We start from the raw sequence: 22,238 nt of genomic DNA on the forward strand, positions 1-22,238 counted from the left end.
GGCTAAAAACAACATCAGCAGTCGCACATTCTCCAGCTTAATTGAATTCCAGGCTCTCGCTTCAGCAGTCTTTTGTTTAAAAATAGCATTGGTATAGTCCGATGGCTATCTACCACGAATTAAATATGCTTTTTTGTTAACAATTTGTCACCCTCCCTATACTCAACCTGTCCACTCCCCATAACTGTTCGGAATGGCAATCATAAGCTTAGCTCCCGGCTAAATTTTTGACGAACTGACCTAAACTTCGATAAAACTAAATTTTTCACACCGACTAGACAAAAAAATGCAGTGAGGTTTTCTCCTCACTACATCTGTTATCTTAATCGCTTCATTTATACGCAAAACAAGCATCACTTAACTTCGCAAGAAACGAATCAACAGCTTATCGACCTTCACGTTGTCATGTAACTTGCTGTGTTGTGCCCTGGGACCAACAATCTTGCGTTCCTGATAGGATTTAGCTCGTCCTGAGACCAAATACCGCAATGATTGAGAGGAAGCATTGCTAACCGAGCCATCTGAATGCGACCCATCATCTTTATCCCCATAAATATTCAGAATTGAAACCTGTTTAGGATAGGTCTTGCGGAGGGCTAACAGTCGTTTATAATCCGCCTGCATTTTCTCGGGCTTGCCATTGGCCCGTAACTTCATTCGATTAGGCTCATCATTCATACCTAGAATTCCGTTAAAATGGCCTGCAATGGCGACCTGTTTCTGTAATTTTGGCAAGCTGCGATCGTTATGCCGCAAATAATACATAATAGCCATATTACCCATCGAATGGCCAATCACATTAAACTTTTTCGTATGGTAAGTTTGCTGCAGCTTAACTACGGTTGCTTTAGCCCATTGTCCCCACTGTTGTGCATTGGTATTATGATTGTCCTCAAAACCAACTTCAACGATCGGGCGATAATCCCCTTCACGAAAATGACCAGATAATATCACCTCTCCATCTTTTCTCACATTTGCCCGCACGATGGTGTGGGTTAGACCGGCATTGACCAGCGCATGAGCCATCTGTTCCTCAGCATGCGTACTGCTTCCCCAGACGTGGAAAAATAACGTTGGTTCGTACTTACTAGGATTGGCTAGGGAAACAGTATGGTGACGATGTGGCGTTACTCCACATGCTGCCAAACTCACTAACCCAAACAAAACAATCCCCAAAACCAGAAAACCTCTTTTTTTCATAAAATGTATCTCCCCACATTTGTTTAATAGCAAGAGTATAAACCCTAATGTGGACTCTAAGACAAGCCTGTTTTCAATAATTAATCGCCTTTGGTCCTTTACTAACTCATAAAAAAAGTTCATCGCGATCGGCGATGAACTTGAGATACTAGGCTTCTAGCATTGTGACGAAACGTTGATTCCAAATGCCCTCAAAAAAAGCAATGGTTTGCTTCGCAGTCATAAATTTATTATCCACAGTAGTCGTTAGCCCCCGTGTCATTTGTAAATCATAACCAATACCATGAGCTACCTTAGTGGTCGTATCGACACAGTACTCAACCTGTGCGCCACAAATCTCCAATGACTCTGCCGCAAAGCTCGTTAAAACACGCCGCAAATTAGTGTGGAAAAAGGCATTGGCGTGATGCTTAGAAACGATTGGATCCGTGTCACGATAATCCAGTTCAGGAATCAATTCCCAATCGTGGGTCCCTTCTACCAAATCCTCATCCGAATGTTGGATGAAAACAATTGGTTTCTTAGCCTTGCGATACGCCGTAATTCGAGCGTTAATGCCTGCAATGACTTGGGGCATGTTTGCTGCGGTTTGTTTCCCGTAACAAACACCATTTTGAAGATCAATGACCAGTAAGACGTCTGCCATGTTGATGGCCTCCTTCAGGATTCTTTCAGCTTAATTTCTATCATACGCTATTTACGGTATCCTTCAAACTATAAAAAATTGAATTAGTCTTATTTAGGGCTCGATAGTTTTGTCCCCGCTAAATAGGTGTTGCTTGACAACCCAATCCTTAGCAAGCACATCACCCGTTTCCGAAAGCGTAAGCGCAAAAATACCGCCATTTTTGGCTCCTGACCGGCTTCCAGCGTCAATCAAATACCGTGGACAGTCTTGATCATTTGCTTGCATCTTGATATAACCATAACCATTATTCGCGATCGTTTGGACCGGCGTATGACCGGTAATGATAATCCGATTGGTTTGGTTACTATGCCACGATCGCGCATGACCATAGTAGTAGTCGTCACGAATCCAGAGCAAATCATCACGAATCTGCTGATTAAGCGGATAATCCCAATTTATGCCAGCATGAACTGCCAGCATATAATCATTCGACCAAGTCAGTGGCAACTGTGCTAAGAAATGGGTGTATTGGTGTAATGGCTCTCGACGCAATGCGTCCGCAACAACGATAAAGTTGCTAGAATGGATTCCTAATTTTCGCCAGGTATGTGATCCCCCATTTACCCGCCAGTTCTGGTAACTGAAATCATCTCCGTATGCCGTTTGTAACCAAAAATCGTCATGATTGCCCAACAAAGCAATATCGTGATGCTCATTAACCCTCTCCATAATGAGATCGAGGACGGCTAATGGGTCAATGCTATCTGTTTGTTGGGTACCCATTCGAGTCGATCTGCCATCAATGTAATCGCCTAAAAATACCAACCGACTATTTTTCAACGACTCGGCTTGCAACAAAATGGCAAGATCGTCAGCGGCAGAATGAATATCGCCAATAAATGTATATTTTGACAACACGACGCGCTCCTTTCCATTTTGATGTCTCCGATTGGACTCCGCAATATAAAGTCTGAGTTTTCATTCTTATCTTATATCATACCGTCTGCTAGTACTTTATTGCATAATTCAAGCCTTAAAAGATTAGCTTTTACCTTTTGATTCCAACAAACGAAAAACAGCATCCGCCACAACTGGATAGATGCTGTCCCATAAACTATTAGTGACTTTCATAAACTAACGTACCGCTTCGTTCTCCTCATTCAAGTTATCACAATCGATAATCAATTGGCAAACTTCTTTATCTGGAGAAAGCTTCATCGAATACTTCCGACCATATTCGATCATGGTATGATGTGCACGATGTAATTCTTCAGGATTCAAAACACTAACGATCTTCTTTTCCACCTGCAGTGGGGATGCTGTTTGTCCGACAAAATGTAAACGCTTTGAGATGGCAGAGACATGTGTATCAACAGCAAAGGTCGGCTCGCCAAAGACATCACTCAGAACAACATTCGCTGTCTTTCTCCCGGCCCCTGGCAAAGCCATAATTCCCTTACGATCGGTCGGAATCACATCATTCAGTTCTTCATGAACAATTCTAGCAGTCTTGATAATGTTCTTCGCCTTGTTGTGGAATAGACCCACACTCTTGATGATCATTTCCACATCAGTAATATTAGCTAACATTAAATCACTTGGATTTGGATATTTCGCAAATAGTATGGGTGTGACCTTGTTAACCGATACGTCCGTTGCTTGTGCACTAAGGATCACCGAGATCAAATATTGAAAAGGTGTTCTAGAGTCCAACGAAGGGCCAACAGGACCAATATCCGCTTCCATTTGATGAATGGCCCAGGCAATCTGTTTATCTTTTAGCATAGGTAATGCCAACCTCTCTCGTCCTTCATGACGGTATCTTTATAAATCAATCTTACCGCAAAAAGTCAGAGAACAAACTAAATTTGCCGAATTTAGTTACGAACTGTGAATCCAGCACCATGGCCACCAAACTTATGAAAAACGCCGTTAAGCTCATGAAGACCATGAAGAACGTAGGTGGTATTTCCAACCTGCTTTACCTTTTCCTGCATGAAAGCAATGTCCCCATTGGGGAATATGTAATAGTTATGCTCAATATCCGCAGGAACCCTTTGCGCCTTCAACTTTTTTAGTTTAATGACATACTTCTTATTAAGCTTGTTGATCTTGCGAGTCAGGACTTTCGCCTGTTTTGACGTATAAACGGTTCCTCTTTCCTGAGCGACGACTTTCTTTAGACGTTTGAGTAACTTGATCTTATGTGACACGACTTCTTTCCAAGCGATCGATAGCCCCTTCTTGTTCAGCGTCGCCGCCCGAAGTGCTTTTTTATTCTTCTTGATATAATAGGACTTATCGGTTCGTAACTTTTGTTGGCTTGGTACCTTAGCCGCATCGGCCTTGGTCACGGCTGCCCCTAGACCCAGTGTCAGAATAACTCCCAGAATTGCTAACCAAATTTGAAGCTGTTTTCTCGTTTTCTCATGTCGCATATCAATTCCTCCGTTCGATTCAACTCTGCCAATATGCCTGTGTCAGATGTAGCGATCAGATCAATCCGGTCTTTAGCAGACATATATTAACGAAACGATGTTTAAGAAACTTCTTAATGGCGTAATACAGCTGAAATAGCCACCCGTTTCAGCGATGAAATCTTAGAGCCCCTAAACCTTATCATCCAACAGCTCTTCTGGCAAGCATCAAGAATGCGATGCTAGTCTTCCACTGAATTATAATTCATACTGGTCTAACCATCAGAATCCCACCATAACAGATTGAACGTCTCATTTTTTTAGACTGGCTTAAACGCAATTATGAATATCTTTGTGCTAACACTATTTGACTCAGCAGTATCCCTTTTCCATGAACTATCCTTTTTTCTCTCCCCAAATAGATAACTCTGAAATAATTACCTCTATCAAAGGTGTATACTAAAAATCTAAATTTGATTTCACAATTTAAGGAGGAAGCTCATGCAAAACTTAGACCTAACTAATCTCGTTCTGGGTGCTTGGCTACTATTTGTCGTTATTAAGCGGCAACTGGCGCCTAAAATTATTCGTTTCAAAATTGAGTTTTATATTTTAGTCGTTTTATTAGGTGCCGCTTCAATCGGGGACGCTTTTCAGAAACAACATTTACAAATCACTTTACAACAGGCGCTTATTTTCGGTGGCCTAAGTTTAGCTAGTGCTGTTATCTTCGCTGGACTACGGGCCTGGTCCTACCAGTTTTGGGTAAACGATGCAGGACTCGTCATGCGCCAAGGCAATTGGCTCACACTAGTCTGGTGGATCATCGGCATTGCCGGCCATCTAGCTGTGGACCGCATTTGGACCGGAAGTTCGGTAACCTTGCTCCTCTATTTAGGCATAACCTTGCTGGTCCAACGTGGTAGTGTCTGGTTACTGGCGTCGCGACAGTATCCCATGGAAATGCGTCATAACGCTGCTCTACAGACTGAGAATCGCCACGAGCGCCACGAAAGAAAACGTTCAAAAAGAAATAAATAGATAGCGTGTAAGTTTTCAAAAATTCATTTATTTTCTGAGAAATTTTTGCCATGTAACTCTTTAATATCCTATAATGAAAATGTATCGAAGCGGCTAGTCAATACTTCAAGCTTCCCTATCACGGCTATGTTCGAACAAGAAAAGCCATGTACGTGGGTATCTCTCAAAAGCATGAAAAAAATATAGACCCCTTCTCATAAAAAGGGAACAGTACTTCAACTTTACCGTAAAATTGAAAACGGCCATCAAGTCAAAGCTTCTTTCACACTCCAAAAAGATAGCGACTCTTCGGCACCATTATTTTATCTGACATTAGACAACTATATTCAATATTACAATAAGTCTACGATTGATCGCTATGACCCTTGTTCCACAGATATAGACGTCTTTGAAGGACTCTAGGACGATATTTACAAACCAACTGCTTCTGCTAAAGCGACAAAAACTACTGTCAAAGAAAACACGACAACTGTTCAATATCGCCCTGCGATTATAGGAAGAGTGGCTACAACAGGTATCTAAGACTCGTTGTCACACCCCCACTGAGTCATTTCATTTAAATGATTCCAAACCAAAACTGGTTCCGAAGATCATGACGATCTCCGAAACCAGTTTTATTTATCATTCAATCTAAATGACTCATCGACCAGCCTGTCCCGTCTGAGACTTCTCAGCCAATCGACGTCGTGTGTCCTCTAAAATCGGCTGGGCCAATCCTAAACGTTCCGCTAGCCAAACTGCTTCGCTAGCGCCAACCTGATGCAGTAGTAAACGATAAGTTGGCCGTAATGTCTTGGGATCAAAGGCCATGGTAGCCGTCATAAATGTTGGACAATCAACCGCATATTCTTTAATGGCACTGAAATGAGTTGTCGCAATGATTGTTGCCTGACGTTGGCGGAGGTACTCGATAATCGAAATGCTTAAGGCAGACCCCTCTTCGGGATCAGTTCCACTCCCAATTTCATCAAGTAGGACCAACGCATTGGTCTGAATATTAGCGGTCATATCGACCAAGGTTGTCATCTCCGCAGCAAAGGTACTTAACTGAGCGGTAAGACTTTGATTATCACCAATATCTACCCAGAACTGGCTAAAGACCGCCATCTCTGTACCTTTATCGGCGGGTAATTCCAAACCAAATTGAACCATCAATGCAAACAACGCAATCGTTTTAAGCACAACGGTCTTCCCACCAGAATTTGCACCGGTAATCATCAAACCTTGATGGGACGAAAGCTCGATATCCAAAGGCACAGCATCCGGTCCAAGCAAGGGATGGCGTCCAGCTATAATCTTAATATATTGGTCCGTATTCAGCTTAGGAAGACGGCTATCCGTTTCCAAACCGTACTGTCCCTTAGCCATAGTCTGATCAAAGTCACTAAGTAAGTCTTGGTCCTCTTTCAAATCGTCCCAGTGATCAAGAACGTCCCCAGTCAATGTGGCCAGTAATTGATAAATTTCATCGCTTTCAGCATTGATCAAGCTGGTCAATACAGCCGATTTCTTCGCAGCCGCTTGGGGTTCAAAAAATACCGTCGAACCTGTCCCGGACTGGTCCACAACCTGGCCCGAAAATCGATTCTTATAACTAGCCTTCAACTGCACACAAACCCGGTCATTCCGGGTGATCAGACGATTACTCTGAACCGCCTTCGAATGTTTCTGAACAAACTGGCTTAACGTCGTTTGTATTTGTTGGCGTTGCTTCTTAATCTGGCGTCGAATATCGGCAAGCTGTGGCGTGGCGTCATCCGAAACCTGCCCTCTGACAATCACGTGAGCTAGGCGGCCATGTAAGCCGCTTAGCCCCTTGGCGGAGGCCAACATGGCCGTTAACCCTGGTGCAAGTTGTTCGTGCTCACGAAGAACCGTCGCCAATCGTTGGAGGTTCGTCAAAAAGTCACTGACCATTCCCAGCTGTTCCGCCGTGAGTAAGAGTCCTTGGTCTAGTTTAGTTTGTAAAGCTGTCAGCTGATCCAGATCAAAATACGTTAACATGACATCATTGGCGAGTAAACGATGGGCTTCGGCCGTCAATCTTAACTGTTGACGGACAGTCTCAATAGCCGTCACGTTGGGGGATGTCTGTAAGGCATTCGCTGCCCGGTCACTATGGGTAAAACTAGCGATGGTGGCGAGGATCTGATCAAGCTGGGTAATCTGTTTTAAAGTCATTTTTTCTCCTTGCAGCAATCAGCATGGAGAAACATTCATTGGTTTGAATTGTCGGTCCTGCTGTTGCTAATTCATGTACTGTTTGATATCGGACATTGCACGACAATTAATCACACTCATTAACTTCACTCCTTATTAGCATAGGTTTCCACCTTAGCACACCTTGGTTTTTCGAGCAAACTGACCTAAAAGCCACCGTCAATTATGACGGTGGCTTTTAGGGCCATTCAATCTGACTGACTTTCCTTGAAACGTTCAGTCAGCTTAGTCTCGCTGGCCGCTAACAGGTCACTGGCATCAATATCATATAGACTACTGATAACTAGAACCTGGTCGAGTACGTCTGCCAGCTCTTCGCGCAGGTTGGCCTGACGATCCTCCGGGGTTGTTTGCTTCTCGCCGGGATGATCTCGACCAATTTCAACCGCACGAATGGCCCGCGACACTTCACCAACCTCTTCAGTTAGAAAGTTCAAATGGACGAAAGGAGAATACTGATACCAGTGTCGACGTTGGTAAAAATCAACCAACCATTGTTGATGCGTCGTAATTGTCAATCTGTCTGCCTCCTTTTAGTGTTCTTTCAACTGTACCAGATTCTAAGTGTGAGTCCAGGACCGACGTCTTACAAATAAATAAATATCTGCAACACCCCGAAAAAGTGTGATGATTCTTTGACCAACTCCTTATGGTTTCCCTAAAGGAACCAAGAAACCTTAAAACTCCGCTCAAAAATCACCGTACTCGCCAAAACTGTTGTAGTCTAGAAACATGTTAACAGACAAGCAAATTTTTTTGGAGGTGGTTCGATGCGTTGGGAACCCTTATTACTCATCATCTTACTGGCTGGACTAAGTGGTCTACTCATCGTCGCAACCGGCCGCAAGCACCGCTGGTTTGCCCTCTTAGTGCTAGGCTACTTAACAGGTCTAGCCGCCATTCTCTTTACACCAATTTCGTTTTCCGGAACCGCCATTTATATCATGCCAATCGGGATTGGTCGCGTCAACTTGACAAATATTGATATTTTCAACCTCGGATTTCTGGAGAACATTGTTCTAACAATTCCACTGGGATTACTAGTCAAGTGGGCGTTACCCAAACTTTCACTCCTGGATGTCGGTCTCTTTGGGCTCTTCGTAGGAAGTAGTATCGAAACGATTCAATATGTTCTCTCCCATCACTGGCTCATCAACCGGAGCAGTGATATCAACGACGTCCTCGCCAACGCCTTGGGAATTCTCATCGGGGGGATTACTGTTGCTATTCTCAATCGACTAACGGCCACCCGCAAAGCGCATGCAGAACGCGTCATTGCTTAGCTAAATATCCAGAACAAAAAATGGCATTCGCTTCGAGCAGAATACCATTTTTTTGTGCCTATTTATATTCCAACGGTGTAATTGACTGATACCCTTGGATAAGTCCCTGTCAATGATACCGGTAGTATTTCTTGAATTCCTCAGAGCGCTTATTCTCTTCAAAATTTGAACGAATGACCCTTAGCCAACTCAGCGTACCCTGCAATAATTAGGACCAAAATAAAAAGCCATCACTAGATATCTAATACCAGTAACGGCTTCTAAAAAGCTAATTCTGTTCATTGATTGATGAGGCCTTATTTTTCTTAAACACAAACCACTTACTGAAGAAGTAGTTAGCCAAGACAACCACCACTTGATCAACCAGTTTGGTCACCATCTCGTTTTGCTGGAGTAGCGTGACCCCGGCCCACATAATGGCCATATCCATAATCAATGTTGCTCCCCGGGCAAGAAAGAACGTCACAACTTCGTTAAAAAGTGCTTTAATCGTCGTAAAATGGGAGTGAAACACCCAGACCCGATTGGTCAGATAGGCAAATAATACTGACAAGAACCAGGCCCAGACATTACCAACCTGATAGTTCCAGCCCCACAGTGTTGCCGTGACATAAAAAACGACCAAATTAACGACCGTTGTGAGTCCGCCGAATATCAGGTAGGCCAGCACGTCCTGATATTTGTAGTAAAGTTGCAGTAATCGTTGCATGTTGCTAGTCCCCCCTGAATAATCCTTATCTTCTCTCGTTATAGCTGAAAACCTTTAATGACGCAAGCTGCCGCCCCTATTTAATAGAAAAAATTAAGGGTTGGAACACTGACCTGTTTTTACCCCCTAGATGTTGTCTGAACAGTGTTAGCAGGATGGATTGTGTGGCGGTAGTGGTGATATTTGTTTAATATAAGTTAAAGTAATTAATTTATTTATTTCCGGTCAAAGACCATTTAAAAACACCGTCTCGGCCTACCCGGAACGGTGTTCGTGTCATTTATTGATTTAATCTTTCTTGAATCGTTTGAATCACTCGGCTCTTTAACAAACCGTACACTAGAATAATTTGAATGGGCGTCACGATGAGTTGCTTAACCACTCGTAGAGGTAACAGACTCCAAAATGGCGTCCGGTACATCATAGTCACCCACAATGTATTGAGAAAGGTGTTCACAACCACTGCAATAATCACGGAAGCCAGTGTAATGCGTCCCCAACTCACCGGTTGTTTATAGAGAAACAACGCATAAATCAGCGAACCAAGAATCGCAGACACCGTAAATCCTGGGAAAAATGGTCCCCCAGTCATTAGTGTTCCCACAACGTCAACTACAGCCGCGGTCATCATGCCCCACCAAGGACCGAACCACTTGGCAAGTAACGCCACAATCAGAAAAGTAAAACTAAACTTGATGAAATTATTACCGATTGAGAAACGGCTGATGACTAATTGTAACGCCATCAATAATCCCATCGTCACCATACTCAGCGTGTCCAGCTTGGGTAGCTGGGTCTTTGCCATCGTCTTCAATTCAGACATCTCCTAAGGGAGTTGCCACATTTCTGCGGTCAATGCGGAAATAAGATCGCGGGACACATTCCCTTCGTCCGGTGTTCACATTGCGTTCCACCAGCACTTGACGCCTTATTTCCTACTCCGTAAATTTAATTACAGAAAACAGCATACCATACTCATTCCAGACTTGCACGCGTTATGCGCGATCAAAGTCCTTCAACCAAGCTAAAGCTAAGGCCTTTTCACCAAGGTGCGTCCCAATGACTGGACCGAAGTAAGACCGCTCTACGGGAATCTCAGGATATTGCGACGCAATTTTTTCCGCCCAAGCTTGTCCGCCATCGGGATCGTTCGCATCTAAGACCAATGCTCGTAATGGGTAATCCACCTTAGCCTGCGCTTGGACAAACAAGTCCTCAACCCGGGCTAAGGCCTTCTTACGAGACCGAACCTTTTCAAAAGCCACGATCTCGTGGGTGTCGTCATCAAACGTCAATAATGGCTTGATCCGTAACACACTACCGATGAATCCGGAAGCATTGGACAACCGACCTCCACGAACCAGGTTTTGTAAGTCATCAACAACAAAGTATTCACCGATCGTCGACCGTAGATCATCCAACCGGGCAATAATCTCGTCTGGATCAGCACCCTTAGCGGCCATCCGTGATGCTTCAATGGCTAAGTATCCCATCAATTTAACTGTGATTTGTGAATCATAAGGAATGACCTTGATCCGATCAATAGTGGGCGCTAATGCCTTTAACTGGTTAACAAACCCAGAAATAGTACTGGCCAAATGAATACTAATAACCGCATCGTAGCCCTCATCAGCCAATTGATCATATAAATTAATCATTTCGCCCAAGGGTGGTTGGGACGTACTTGGAAATGATTTGGAATTTCGTAACCGTTCGTAGAATTCACTCGTGGTAATATCAACATCTTCATCATAGGAGCGACCATCAATGATCACCGGAATTGGTACGACGTGAATATGATACCGCTCGACCTCTTCTGCGGACAAATAGCTAGTACTATCGGTGACCACAGCAATCTTCATTTCTTACACCTACTTTGTTTTTTATCATTTAGAAACTAGAATACCATAAAACGCTGGAATCGCCTAGAAATTGTACGATTGTGGAAACGCAATCACAACAAATTTAATCACTTTTAACCCCAATTTTATTTGAGAATGACCGTCAAGTGTCCTCGAACAGTCAGCCGATTTATAATTTTTGTTAAATAGGCTTCCTGCGTCTCATCTTTAAAGACACATCTGAAAACGATCCTATCTAAATTGTAACACCACAAAAACATAGAAGACAATTCGTCCTGTCGTCCATCAAGCCAACGGTTTCTTTACATGACGCTGACGATCCATGCTTTTATCTAAACGATTCAATAATATTTGTAATAAATTGCGTTCGTCAGTTGACCAGTGTTCGAAAACTTCATCTGAAAGAGCTTCAAACGCCGTGTTAATGGCCGCTGCCGTTTCAGTTCCCGCGGGAGTGATGCTATAGACCAACTGGCGTTTGTCACGACCAATGGCCTTCTTAGAAACCATCTTTTTGGTCACCAAGCCCTTTAGTTGGCGACTGAGTGTCGACGTATCCAGCCGGGTCTGTTGGGCAAGAATTTCTTGGGTGTTTTCACCGCCACCAATGTGATCCAAGAGTTGCCACTCGGATACGGTTAGGTGCTGCTGCTTGGTCATCCGTTGCAGTAACGTTTGCTGAACTTTGTTGATGGCCATAAGCGCCGCTAAACTGGATTTCATTTCCCCTCACTCCTTTGCTTGTATTGTACAACGATCTGGTTGCTAATCACAAGTCAATTTGATGACGTTTTTATCTCTTCCGCTAGGGTTTTCGAGGAAAGTTCTTTGCACTTCGTCTAACCGCCCGGTATACTTTAAGTTGTGTCGTTTTATTGAACGAATTATTCAAGACTCTCTAGATAGAAAGGTGTTGTTCTCCATGTCATTTGACGGATCCTTTACCCACGCAATGGTTCAGGAATTGAGTCAAGAACTCACGACTGGTCGTGTAAGCAAGATTAACCAACCATACGCCAACGAAGTCGTCCTCACCATTCGGGCTAACAGCCATAACTATCCAATTCTGTTATCGGCTAATCCCACCTATGCGCGGATTCAAGTCACGCAGATCCCTTACGTGAACCCACCCGTACCCACTAACTTTACCATGATCTTGCGGAAATACTTGCAAGGGGCAATCCTCAAGAACATCACTCAGGTTGCCAACGACCGCGTTGTGCACCTGCAATTTACCTCTCGTAATGAATTAGGTGATCAACAAGATCTTCTCCTTATCATCGAAATCATGGCACGTCACAGTAACGTTATTTTAGTCGACGGAACCGAGGGAAAAATCCTCGACGCCATCAAACATGTTGGTTCCGATCAAAATCGGTATCGTTTATTGTTACCAGGGGCACAGTATATCAATCCACCAAAGCAAGATCTCACCGACCCCTTTGATGGCCCCCGTTCTGACTTAGCCGAGACGCTTCGCGACTTTCCTAACCAGGAAGTCCTGGCACAAACCTTACAGCATCAATATCAGGGGCTCGGTAAGGATACGGTTGCCGCATTAGCTACTGCCCTCCACCAACCTGGGGATGTAAATCAACACTTTCGGGACTTCTTCGCGACTTTCGACGCCCCAAAACCAACGTTAACCATTTCACCTAAGGGTAAGACTAGCTTCACGGCCTTCCCTTACCCCGCAGAGGGATCAACGCGTCAAACCGCGGCCACACTCAGTGAACTCCTCGATACTTACTATCAAGACAAGGCTGAGCGAGACCGCGTTCAGCAACAAGGAAGTGTGCTGATTCGTGTCGTTCGTAATGAGCTCAAAAAGAATCGGACGAAGTTAAAGAAGCTCCAGCGGACTCTCGCCGATACTGAAAATGCTGATGACTATCGCATCAAGGGTGAAATTCTAACGACCTACTTGCATCAGGTCAAACGTGGAGAAACCTCAGTTTCACTACCAAACTTCTATGACGACAACAAACCGTTAAAGATCACCCTCTCCAACCAATTGTCACCAAATCAAAACGCACAAAAATACTTCAAACGCTATCAAAAGGCCAAAAATGCTGTTATCTACGTTAATGAACAGTTAAAGATCACGCAAGCTAACGTCGACTACTTCGACAACATTATGGCCCAGATCGAACTGGCCGCACCCAAAGATCTCGTGGACATTCGACTCGAACTTCAACAAGGTGGCTACCTACGTGATCACGATCACTTGAAGAAGTCCAAAAAACAACGTCGGCAAAAGGTCAGCAAGCCTGATCGCTTCACAGCAACCGATGGCACGAAGATTTCTGTTGGTAAAAATAATCTGCAAAACGATCAGCTTAGCCTTCACACCGCCAAGCGAACTGATATCTGGCTTCATGTGAAGGACATGCCAGGTTCGCACGTAATCATTCACGCAGACAATCCAAGTGAAGCGACAATCCTTGAAGCTGCTAATTTGGCAGCCTACTTCTCCAAGGGTCGTGAGTCGAGCAACGTTCCCGTGGATTATCTCCCCGTAAAACGACTTCATAAACCCAACGGCGCAAAACCAGGGTACGTCATTTTCACTGGTCAACGAACAGTCTATGTCACACCGGAAAGCGCTCTGGTGGAAAAGCTCGCCGACAACTAAGCTTAATTGCTATATACAACTATATTTAAACAAAAAGCGTTCAACAATCTAAATATTGACTGAACGCTTTTTGTTATCTACAACTTTAAAAAGTAAAAAAAGCGAGCTGACCTATTCCTGTCAACTCGCTCTTTTTACAAATTCTAGATGGTTCGATTGATGATTCGATCCAGTTCCTCTGTATCACTCAGATTCTGCAACGACAAAGCCTCACTGGAGCCAAATGCGATCGTCGCACCGACTTCCTGATCGGTCGTCCCTGGTCGATTCAAAACATGCAATTGACGGAATGGAAAGGCAGCATTCATCAGCGCAACCCGTGTACTATTCAGGTCAATTTTAATTTCGCTGAGTTCCTCATTATCCAAGGTGCCAATGTGCTGACGCGTCAACATTCGAACCCAATTAATCCCAGTAACTTTACTCAAGAAAGCCATTTCGGTCAACCGGGTCGGTCGAACCCCTACCACCGTAAGGGCATCGCTCTTGTCTGATTTCGGCGCGAAGAGTACTTGAACCATCCCAGCAATCTGGCGCTCACTTACAGCTTGCTTGGCCATTTCAACCAATCGAACACGATCGGCCTTAGGCAGCTCAGCGGGCATCCGAAAAGCGGTCACCTGAGCTAGATTCTGATTCATCCCTGGGGCAATCATATCCATAACCCCCGCCGCAATCTTATGTTGCTCGTGGACAAACAAGCTGACTCCAATCGTCGCACGCTTAGGCTGTGGCTCCCCAGTCTCTTGATCGGGGGGCAACACATGCAGGTTCAAATCAAGCTTACTCAGCTCTCGTGTCAAGTAATGACGGTTCCCTGGCACGATCACAATGTCGGGATGTTCCACCTGAATCACATTACGAACATCCCCTAATTGAATAGGGTCGACATACTGCTTATCGGAGAACTCCGGGGCTACTGCCACGGCATTCGGATTAGTGTTCATCAAAATGGTGTGGTAACCCGCACGTTTGAGTTGCTTCAACATTTCTGTTGTAAAGTACTCAGCAGCGGAATTAGGTCCCAACTGGTTTCCGCCTCGGCCAAGAACTAATGCCGTACGCTCACCCAATGGTTGACTCTCATTTTCAAATTCAAACGTGCTATAGTAGCCACTGGCTTCCTCGTCAAATTCACCCCCGGTGGGCTCAATCATCTTATAGGTTGGACGAACATCCGCAGAAGCGGACAAGTCACGAATGGCTGCGGTATCTGTTTGCCAGATTCGGGCAATCATCCCATCCCCAAAGCCATAGTAGCGACCACACTTCAAGGTGTCGACGTCCATCGGATGATCCATGATACGTTTTTCAATTTGTAACAAGTGCTGCAGTTTCACGAAGTAAAAATTATCAATCTTCGTTAATTCACTCAGTTCGTCGGGATCATATCCCCGGCGTAACGCTTCAATCAGAACCAAAATTCGATTTGCTAGTGGATGAATCAGCTGACTAATCATTTCACCATCCGTTAAATTGCTAACGCTTGGTAACACATCTCGTGGTGAAAATTGGGAACTTCTAACCGACTTCAGCATTGCCTCTTCTACCGATCGACCAATGCCCACCGTGGATCCCACGGCCTTCATGGCGGTATTCAGATGTTGATCGGCATCGGGTACCTCTTGAAATGGCCAAATAGGAATTCGAACGCTCACGTGATCGATGGTGGGCTCCATAATTGCCGTCTGCTTCACATAACGACTAGGAAGTTTGATATCTACCAGGCGCTGCCCCAACATCAGCGGACCCGCCACCATAGCTACCGGATACCCCGTTGTTCGCGCTGCCAGAGCAACCCCACGCGTGAAATAAGGCGCTAACTTCGTAACATAGAAATGCTGATTGTCGGGGTTTAGCGCAAAATGAATGTGCATGACCCCAACAATGCCGAGCTCCCGGGCAATGTGGAATGTCGCGTCCCGTAAATCCTGATATTCCCGGTCATTTAACGTCTGTGGCGGTGTAATAACAATCGAGTCTCCGGAATGAATTCCCAAAGGATCGACATTTTCGAGTCCGGAAATCAGAATTGTGGTGTCCGCAGAATCTCGAATAGCGACCATTTCAACTTCTTTGTAACCGACCACACTGCGCTCCAACGTACACTGATCAAATCTTGACTGTTGAAAACCTTGGTTCAAGGCCACCAACATGTCGTCGACGTTATCACAGATGGTTCGATTGGAGTCGATACGCGGCGCAACTGGCTTCACAATTAGTGGAAACCCAATCGACTCTACCAACCCGAGCGCTTCATCTTCGGTCCCAACAATTTGGGCCTCGATGACCGGTTCCTGAATTTCCTTTAATGTCGCATTCAATGCAGCTGGATTGTTAATCTGGCGAACCGTGCTGGCCGGCATCCCCAAGATAGCAATCCCGAACCGACCGATATCCCCATTTTCAATCAATTCTTGCGTAATTCGGATCGCCAGTAAGCCTCCCAGACTAGGAAGAATGGCATCTGGCTGGTCACGTTCGATGATGTGGCGGACATTAGCCGTCGTCACCGACTGAACATACATGTTTGTCGGTTGAATCTCCTCCAAAGCGACAGAGAAGGGATTGTTGTCAATAATCATGGTCTTAATCCCATGACGTTTAAAACTCGTAATAATTTGCACGGTGGCGCTATCTAGCTCAGTCTCGTGACCAATCTCCGTCGGACCACTCCCAATGATCAAAACCTTTTGTAAGTCATCCAAGTTCTGCAAGTCTATCCCTCCCGTGCTGTCATTGCTTCCATGAATTCATCGAACAAGTCCCGACTCTCGTGGGGACCGGGAGCACCATCTGCGAAGAATTGAACGGAGAACGCCGGAAAATCCCGGTGTCGCAATCCTTGGACAGTGCCGTTGATCAGGTCAACATAAGTGGTAATTAACCGATTACGATCAATCGACTTGGCCACCACTGCGTAACCCTGACCCTGAGTCGCATAAATAATATCATTCGTAATGATTCGGCGAATTGGATGGCTACTCCCATGATATTCCACCGGAAGTGCCGCCAGTGTGGCCCCATTCGCCAGTGCAAAGAGTTCATGACCCAATCCGATGGCAAAGAGCGGAATCTCTGCTTGAACCGTACGAATCATCTCCAGCACCCCTTCACCGAGATCTAAAGGTGAACCAGGGCCTGTAGAGAGCAGAACCCCATCTGGATCCAAATTCAAGACATCCTGAGCACTCGCTGTCCACGGCAATACGGTGACATTACACCGTCTCTCAGACAGTTGCCGTAAGATACCATGTTTTAACCCAAAATCAATGACCACGACGTTCTTACCGGTATCCGGGTTAGGATACGGCTTTGGTGTCGCTACCTGATCGACTTGCCGATTCGTCAGAACGGTCGCATTTAGTTGATCAAAGGCATGGGCATCGGCAACGTCGACGATACTTCCCTTGACTGGACCGTCCATCTTCCGCAGCTTGCGAATTAAGTGTCGCGTGTCAATACCACTAATTCCCGGAATATTGTGCTGCTGAAGAAACTCATCCAGGGATAGGCGGGACAGACGATTGGTCGAGATGTTCGTTACATCTCGCACCACCATCCCCTTAGCCGTGGGCAGAATTGATTCATAACTATCGTGGTTAATACCGACATTACCAATGGCGGGTTGCGAAAAGATAATAATCTGATTGTGATAAATCTGATCGGTAATCGTTTCCTGATAGCCAAGTAAATTTAAATTGGAAATGACTTCGCCGCTCGTCGTGGCGCCAGCACCAAAACCCTCACCGGCGTAAGCCGAGCCGTCTTCTAAAATTAAATAGCGTTTTGCCATGCTAAATCGGCCCCTTCGTCAGTTTATGCCTGTTGGATTTCTACGGCATCGCGGTCGTCAATCTCACTAACGGACACCTTAATCCGTTCTCGTTGCGAGCTGGGAATATTCTTCCCGACAAAGTCCGCTCTGATAGGTAATTCCCGGTGACCTCTGTCGACCAGGACGGCCAAGTTAATGGACTGGGGCCGGCCAAGTGCCATCACGGCACTCATCGCAGCTCTGATAGTTCTGCCAGTATAAAGCACGTCATCGACTAAAATAACCTTTTTCCCCGCTACAGAGAAGTCGATGCTCTCGCCACTCACCTGGGGATCTCCCTGGGCATCGTGGTCGATGTCATCGCGATAAGGGGTCACATCGAGATCACCCACCGGTACCGTGACATTTTCAAGCTGTTGCAAGCGACTGGCAATTCGCCGCGCCAAATAGACACCACGCGTTTTAATTCCGAGAATGACTAAGTCATCCACACCCTTGTTACGTTCAATTATTTCGTATGTGATTCGGGTCAGGGCCCGTTGCATTGCCATTGCGTCCACAACTACCTTTGCCATCTTTATTTCCTCCTTAAATTTCCCTGGTGTCCGCCTATGTAGAAGGCGGGCGAGTCTCTTCGGCAATACTGGTGAAGAAACCCGCCCGCCGGAACACCGGTAAACCCGCTATTCTCGTACGTTTAGCATAAAAAAACTAGATTGGTTTGTCAACTGGTAAACCAGCCTGTAACCGCAAGTGCTTAACCGCTGTGGCAAAATTTGCCGGAACTGGCGCCGTAAAGACCAGTTGTTCACCAGTGGTGGGCTGTTTGAAGCCTAACTCTCTGGCATGTAAGAATTGTCCCGCACCCTTTAGGGTCTTCTTGGGACCATATAAAGGATCACCCGCGACGGGATGCTTAATGTAAGCCAAATGAACCCGGATCTGATGCGTCCGTCCCGTTTCCAAGCGACAGGCAATCAAGGTGTAATTTCCATACCGTTCCAAGACTCTAAAGTGCGTGACGGCGGGTCGACCATCGGCAACCACCGCCTGCTTCTTGCGGTCCTTAGGCGAACGGCCTAGTGGTGCGCGAATGACCCCTTCTTCTTCTTTAAAGTTACCGTGAACAATGGCCACATATTCCCGCAAGTTGGTCTTGGCCTGAAGCTGTGCTGAAAGACTTTGATGGGCATGATCGTTCTTGGCAACCATGAGTAATCCCGAGGTATCCTTGTCAATCCGGTGAACGATTCCTGGCCGCAACGTTCCGTTAATGCTGGAGAGCGGACTATGATACAGGAGCGCGTTCACTAACGTCTTATCTGGATGCCCTGGTGCGGGATGAACCACCATCCCCTGAGGTTTGTTCACGACAATCACGTCATCATCCTCATAGACGATGTCTAAGGGAATATTTTCGGCAACGAGATCCAACGGTTGTGGATCAGGGAGACTAATGGTAACTGTGGCACCCACCGCCGGCTTGTCCTTCGGCCGGGCGTCTTGCCCGTCAACCTTGACTTGACCAGCTTCAATAGCTCCCTTGGCCTGCGATCGTGAAATCGTAGGTACCGTCTCGGCAACCAATTTGTCTAACCGAGCACTCGCTGTCACTTTAAACTCTTCATTTTGCATTACTGGGCCTCCCGGCGATCGGCAAGAAAGACGCCGACCGCGATTAGAATCACGCCAACTGTTAAGCAACTGTCGGCGAAGTTAAAGATTGGAAAATTAATAAAGGTGAGCTGGAACATGTCAACCACGTAACCATTCATCAGTCGATCGATAAAGTTCCCGATCGTCCCGGCCATCATCAAGGCCAAACCAAGTTCCTCCACCCAGGACTCCCGCTGGTTGCGGTATTGCCAGAAGAAGAAGCCCATGATACCCAAGGCGATCACGGCGATGACCGCAAAGAACCACATCTGTCCCTGCAGGATACTCCAGGCTGCCCCATCATTACGCAGATGCGTTAGGGACATGATCCCAGGGATGAAGGGCTTCTCACCACCTAACGCGATGTTTAAGACCACCGCGTGCTTGATCCACTGATCAATTCCGACCAGGACCACTATTAAAATAATATTGGCAATCAGCATAAGTTTATGAAACACCTTTCCTATAAGTCGTTGTTGAAAAGTATACCAGAAAACCGGCGAGTTCGGCGGCTTCAGACCCAGAAAAGTTCGGGAAAAGAGCCGATTGGGAAAGTCATTCGCACTGCTACCCATTTGTGGCCCTGTACACCCTCGCCAAACGCTGGTTTAATACCATTCTATACGATCAAAAAAACGAGACCCCTTTTCAGGCCTCGTCTTTCATTTCAATCACTTTGAAAGGTCGGTTAGCAAAGACTAAAACAACCCGGTAATTTTTCCATCGGCATCAATGTCCATATCGAGAGCCGCTGGGTGGCTCGGTAGGCCAGGCATTGTCAAAACGTTCCCCGTCAGTGCGACGACGAACCCTGCCCCTAGACGTGGCGCAAACTCACGTACATGAATCGTGAAATCCGTTGGTGCGCCCAACTGCTGGGCATCATCCGTCAGTGAATACTGTGTTTTGGCCATGCAGACCGGTAACTTGTCCCAGCCCCGTTTCGCAAACGTCTTCAACTGACGTTGTGCCTTGCCGGACAACTCAACTCTGGCACCCCCATAAACTTTCTGGGTAATAGCTGTCATCTGTGTCATCAGGTCAGCGCCTTCCGGTACCAACCGATGGAAATCCTTAGCTTGTTGTGTGGCCATGACGACCTTTTCCGCCAAATCAGCAGCACCTGCCCCACCATCGGCCCAAACTGTCGTGGTGGCCACGGGAATAGCCAATGCAGCCACCTCAGCAGTCAGGGCGGCTACTTCAGCATCGGTATCGCTAGTGAAGCGATTGATGGCCACAACGACTGGGACACCATACTGTTGCATGCTCTTGATATGACGTTTCAAATTGGAACTACCTTGTCTCAAGGCGGCAATATTCTCTTGTTCGAGATCGGCACGTTTGACACCCCCGTTGTACTTGAGAGCCCTGATCGTCGCGACAACCACTACGGCATCCGGTGTCTTACCTAAAACCGGCGTCTTAATGTCCATGAACTTCTCGCCACCCAGGTCAGCCCCAAAACCGGCTTCAGTCACCGCAAAATCCCCAAGTTGCAGGGCCGTCTGTGTTGCTAACACGGAATTACAGCCGTGAGCGATATTGGCAAATGGTCCCCCATGGATAATCGCAGGGTTATGTTCTAAAGTCTGCACCAGGTTGGGTTTAATCGCATCCTTTAAGAGTAAGGTGATGGCACCGCCGACCTTCAGATCGGCCACCGTGACGGGTTCACGGTCATAAGTATACCCGATGAGGATCCGATTGACCCGACGTTTCAGATCCGTCAGGTCTTCGCTGAGACACAGCACTGCCATCAATTCACTTGCTACGGTGATGTCAAACCCATCTTGACGCGGGGTACCAGAGGTTCGACCACCCAGGCCAACGACGGTCTGGCGCAACTCACGATCGTTGATATCTAAAACCCGTTTCCACACAATCTGACGGGGATCCAGGTTTAATGCATTACCATGGTGAATATGATTATCAATCAGAGCTGCCAGGGTGTCGTGGGCCTCGGTCAAGGCGTGCATATCCCCTGTAAAGTGAAGGTTAATATCTTCCATTGGCACAACCTGGGCGTACCCTCCTCCGGTAGCGCCCCCCTTCATCCCCATCACAGGCCCCATTGAGGGCTCACGCAGAGCTAGTACGGTCTGATGACCGGCACGATTCAGAGCATCCCCTAAACCAACAACCACCGTGGACTTCCCTTCACCGGCTGGTGTGGGATTGATAGACGTCACGAGCACCAATTTACCCAATTCATGTTTCTCAGGCAGTGGTAAGGTAATCTTAGCTTTAGTGTGGCCGTAAGGTTCGATATCGGCAGGATTGAGACCCACCTTAGCCGCAATCTTTTCGATCGGCTCCAACGGCGTTGCCTGTGAAATTTCAATATCCTTCAAATTAGTCATCCTCTCGTTCAACTTGCTCGGGCATAGCCGCACGAATCAGTGCAGCTAACTCGATCACAGAATTTTGTGGTAATAAGAATTGATAGATTCGTCCTTGAGCCACGATTCCTAAGCGAAACCGGGCCACGCGAACACCCTTGACATCTGCCAAAGGGATCACCAGGTGATGATGATTGAGCACCCGACTAACGGTTAACATGCCGTCGGCCATGGTGATATTACGGAAGTGAATCTCAATCCAGCTAAGTAAGGCGAAGGCCACAAAGAAGGCCAGTGTCATCCAGTTAAAATGCGTCACTTCAAGCCAGAAAATGACACCGAGTAGAAAAACAATCAGCGTCCAGCTCCAGTTAATGATGCTTCCTAGTGGATAGGGTTGATACAAAAAGCGTCGTTGTTGCGTTATCATTAGTTTCAACACCTCACGAAAAAATTGGAGTGATTCT

At 46.2% G+C, this 22,238-nt stretch carries 21 protein-coding genes and 1 riboswitch; of the genes, 3 read left to right on the plus strand and 18 right to left on the minus strand.

All coding sequences use genetic code 11. The features are described from left to right. Nucleotides 1–357: 357 nt before the first annotated feature. From EKM71_RS01600 to EKM71_RS01620, 5 genes are all read right to left on the minus strand, one after another. Entirely contained in the window at nt 358–1,200 is an 843-nt protein-coding gene (locus tag EKM71_RS01600; RefSeq protein WP_125572928.1) for an alpha/beta hydrolase, read from the minus strand. Between the two features lie 148 nt (nt 1,201–1,348). After that, the gene (locus tag EKM71_RS01605) at nt 1,349–1,846 is read right to left on the minus strand and encodes a cysteine hydrolase family protein (RefSeq protein WP_125572929.1); all 498 of its coding nucleotides are present in this window, start codon (nt 1,844–1,846) and stop codon (nt 1,349–1,351) included. 93 nt (nt 1,847–1,939) lie between these two features. After that, a complete protein-coding gene (locus EKM71_RS01610) occupies nt 1,940–2,746 on the minus strand; it encodes a metallophosphoesterase (protein WP_125572930.1) in 807 nt (268 codons plus the stop codon). A gap of 216 nt (nt 2,747–2,962) precedes the next feature. Next, nucleotides 2,963–3,613 (minus strand): endonuclease III domain-containing protein, encoded by a 651-nt coding sequence (locus EKM71_RS01615; protein WP_125573025.1) that lies wholly within the window; start codon nt 3,611–3,613, stop codon nt 2,963–2,965. Nucleotides 3,614–3,705: 92 nt separating this feature from the next. Further along, complete coding sequence (locus EKM71_RS01620; protein WP_125572931.1) at nt 3,706–4,266, minus strand: hypothetical protein; 561 nt, start codon at nt 4,264–4,266, stop codon at nt 3,706–3,708. Between the two features lie 480 nt (nt 4,267–4,746). Between EKM71_RS01620 and EKM71_RS01625 the strand changes: the two genes are divergently transcribed. Then, entirely contained in the window at nt 4,747–5,286 is a 540-nt protein-coding gene (locus EKM71_RS01625; protein ID WP_125572932.1) for a hypothetical protein, read from the plus strand. A gap of 639 nt (nt 5,287–5,925) precedes the next feature. Here the strand turns inward: EKM71_RS01625 and EKM71_RS01630 are convergent. Further along, nucleotides 5,926–7,467, minus strand: coding sequence for an endonuclease MutS2 (locus EKM71_RS01630; protein ID WP_125572933.1), 1,542 nt, complete (start codon nt 7,465–7,467; stop codon nt 5,926–5,928). 227 nt (nt 7,468–7,694) lie between these two features. Next, the gene (locus EKM71_RS01635; protein ID WP_125572934.1) at nt 7,695–8,024 is read right to left on the minus strand and encodes a MazG nucleotide pyrophosphohydrolase domain-containing protein; all 330 of its coding nucleotides are present in this window, start codon (nt 8,022–8,024) and stop codon (nt 7,695–7,697) included. Between the two features lie 252 nt (nt 8,025–8,276). On the opposite strand from EKM71_RS01635, the gene EKM71_RS01640 reads away from it, so the two are divergent. After that, on the plus strand, nt 8,277–8,789 hold the full coding sequence (locus tag EKM71_RS01640; protein ID WP_125572935.1) for a VanZ family protein: 513 nt from the start codon (nt 8,277–8,279) through the stop codon (nt 8,787–8,789). 268 nt (nt 8,790–9,057) lie between these two features. Here the strand turns inward: EKM71_RS01640 and EKM71_RS01645 are convergent, their stop codons facing one another. The 4 genes from EKM71_RS01645 to EKM71_RS01660 all read right to left on the minus strand — a co-directional run bounded on the left by EKM71_RS01645 (nt 9,058) and on the right by EKM71_RS01660 (nt 12,083). Further along, nucleotides 9,058–9,498, minus strand: a complete 441-nt coding sequence (locus EKM71_RS01645; protein WP_125572936.1) for a GtrA family protein — start codon at nt 9,496–9,498, stop codon at nt 9,058–9,060. 280 nt (nt 9,499–9,778) lie between these two features. Further along, nucleotides 9,779–10,321 (minus strand): folate family ECF transporter S component, encoded by a 543-nt coding sequence (locus EKM71_RS01650; RefSeq protein WP_125572937.1) that lies wholly within the window; start codon nt 10,319–10,321, stop codon nt 9,779–9,781. A gap of 24 nt (nt 10,322–10,345) precedes the next feature. Beyond that, nucleotides 10,346–10,443, minus strand: a riboswitch (THF riboswitch). 50 nt (nt 10,444–10,493) lie between these two features. Then, nucleotides 10,494–11,360 carry a DegV family protein gene (locus EKM71_RS01655; RefSeq protein ID WP_125572938.1) on the minus strand — a complete coding sequence of 289 codons (867 nt, stop codon included), beginning with the start codon at nt 11,358–11,360 and terminating at the stop codon, nt 10,494–10,496. Nucleotides 11,361–11,645: 285 nt separating this feature from the next. Beyond that, on the minus strand, nt 11,646–12,083 hold the full coding sequence (locus EKM71_RS01660) for a MarR family winged helix-turn-helix transcriptional regulator (RefSeq protein ID WP_125572939.1): 438 nt from the start codon (nt 12,081–12,083) through the stop codon (nt 11,646–11,648). A gap of 199 nt (nt 12,084–12,282) precedes the next feature. Here EKM71_RS01660 and EKM71_RS01665 point away from each other — a divergent pair, with 199 nt between their 5' ends. Next, entirely contained in the window at nt 12,283–13,995 is a 1,713-nt protein-coding gene (locus EKM71_RS01665; RefSeq protein WP_125572940.1) for an NFACT RNA binding domain-containing protein, read from the plus strand. A 143-nt stretch (nt 13,996–14,138) separates the two neighbouring features. Here EKM71_RS01665 and EKM71_RS01670 read toward each other — a convergent pair whose 3' ends face one another. From EKM71_RS01670 to EKM71_RS01700, 7 genes are all read right to left on the minus strand, one after another. Next, nucleotides 14,139–16,712 (minus strand): carbamoyl phosphate synthase preATP-grasp domain-containing protein, encoded by a 2,574-nt coding sequence (locus EKM71_RS01670; RefSeq protein ID WP_125572941.1) that lies wholly within the window; start codon nt 16,710–16,712, stop codon nt 14,139–14,141. 2 nt (nt 16,713–16,714) lie between these two features. Beyond that, nucleotides 16,715–17,791, minus strand: coding sequence for a carbamoyl phosphate synthase small subunit (locus EKM71_RS01675; protein ID WP_057878500.1), 1,077 nt, complete (start codon nt 17,789–17,791; stop codon nt 16,715–16,717). Nucleotides 17,792–17,814: 23 nt separating this feature from the next. Continuing rightward, entirely contained in the window at nt 17,815–18,348 is a 534-nt protein-coding gene (gene pyrR, locus EKM71_RS01680; RefSeq protein ID WP_125572942.1) for a bifunctional pyr operon transcriptional regulator/uracil phosphoribosyltransferase PyrR, read from the minus strand. 136 nt (nt 18,349–18,484) lie between these two features. Beyond that, complete coding sequence (locus tag EKM71_RS01685) at nt 18,485–19,408, minus strand: RluA family pseudouridine synthase (RefSeq protein ID WP_125572943.1); 924 nt, start codon at nt 19,406–19,408, stop codon at nt 18,485–18,487. Then, on the minus strand, nt 19,408–19,872 hold the full coding sequence (gene lspA, locus EKM71_RS01690; RefSeq protein WP_125573026.1) for a signal peptidase II: 465 nt from the start codon (nt 19,870–19,872) through the stop codon (nt 19,408–19,410). Before lspA ends, EKM71_RS01685 begins: the two co-directional genes overlap by 1 nt. Nucleotides 19,873–20,127: 255 nt before the next feature. Then, nucleotides 20,128–21,783: a formate--tetrahydrofolate ligase gene (locus EKM71_RS01695; protein ID WP_125573027.1), complete on the minus strand. Its 1,656-nt coding sequence runs from the start codon at nt 21,781–21,783 to the stop codon at nt 20,128–20,130. A 1-nt stretch (nt 21,784) separates the two neighbouring features. Then, entirely contained in the window at nt 21,785–22,201 is a 417-nt protein-coding gene (locus EKM71_RS01700) for an EbsA family protein (RefSeq protein WP_125572944.1), read from the minus strand. Nucleotides 22,202–22,238 lie beyond the last annotated feature (37 nt).

This window comes from Levilactobacillus huananensis, assembly GCF_003946145.1.
GTDB lineage: Bacteria > Bacillota > Bacilli > Lactobacillales > Lactobacillaceae > Levilactobacillus > Levilactobacillus huananensis.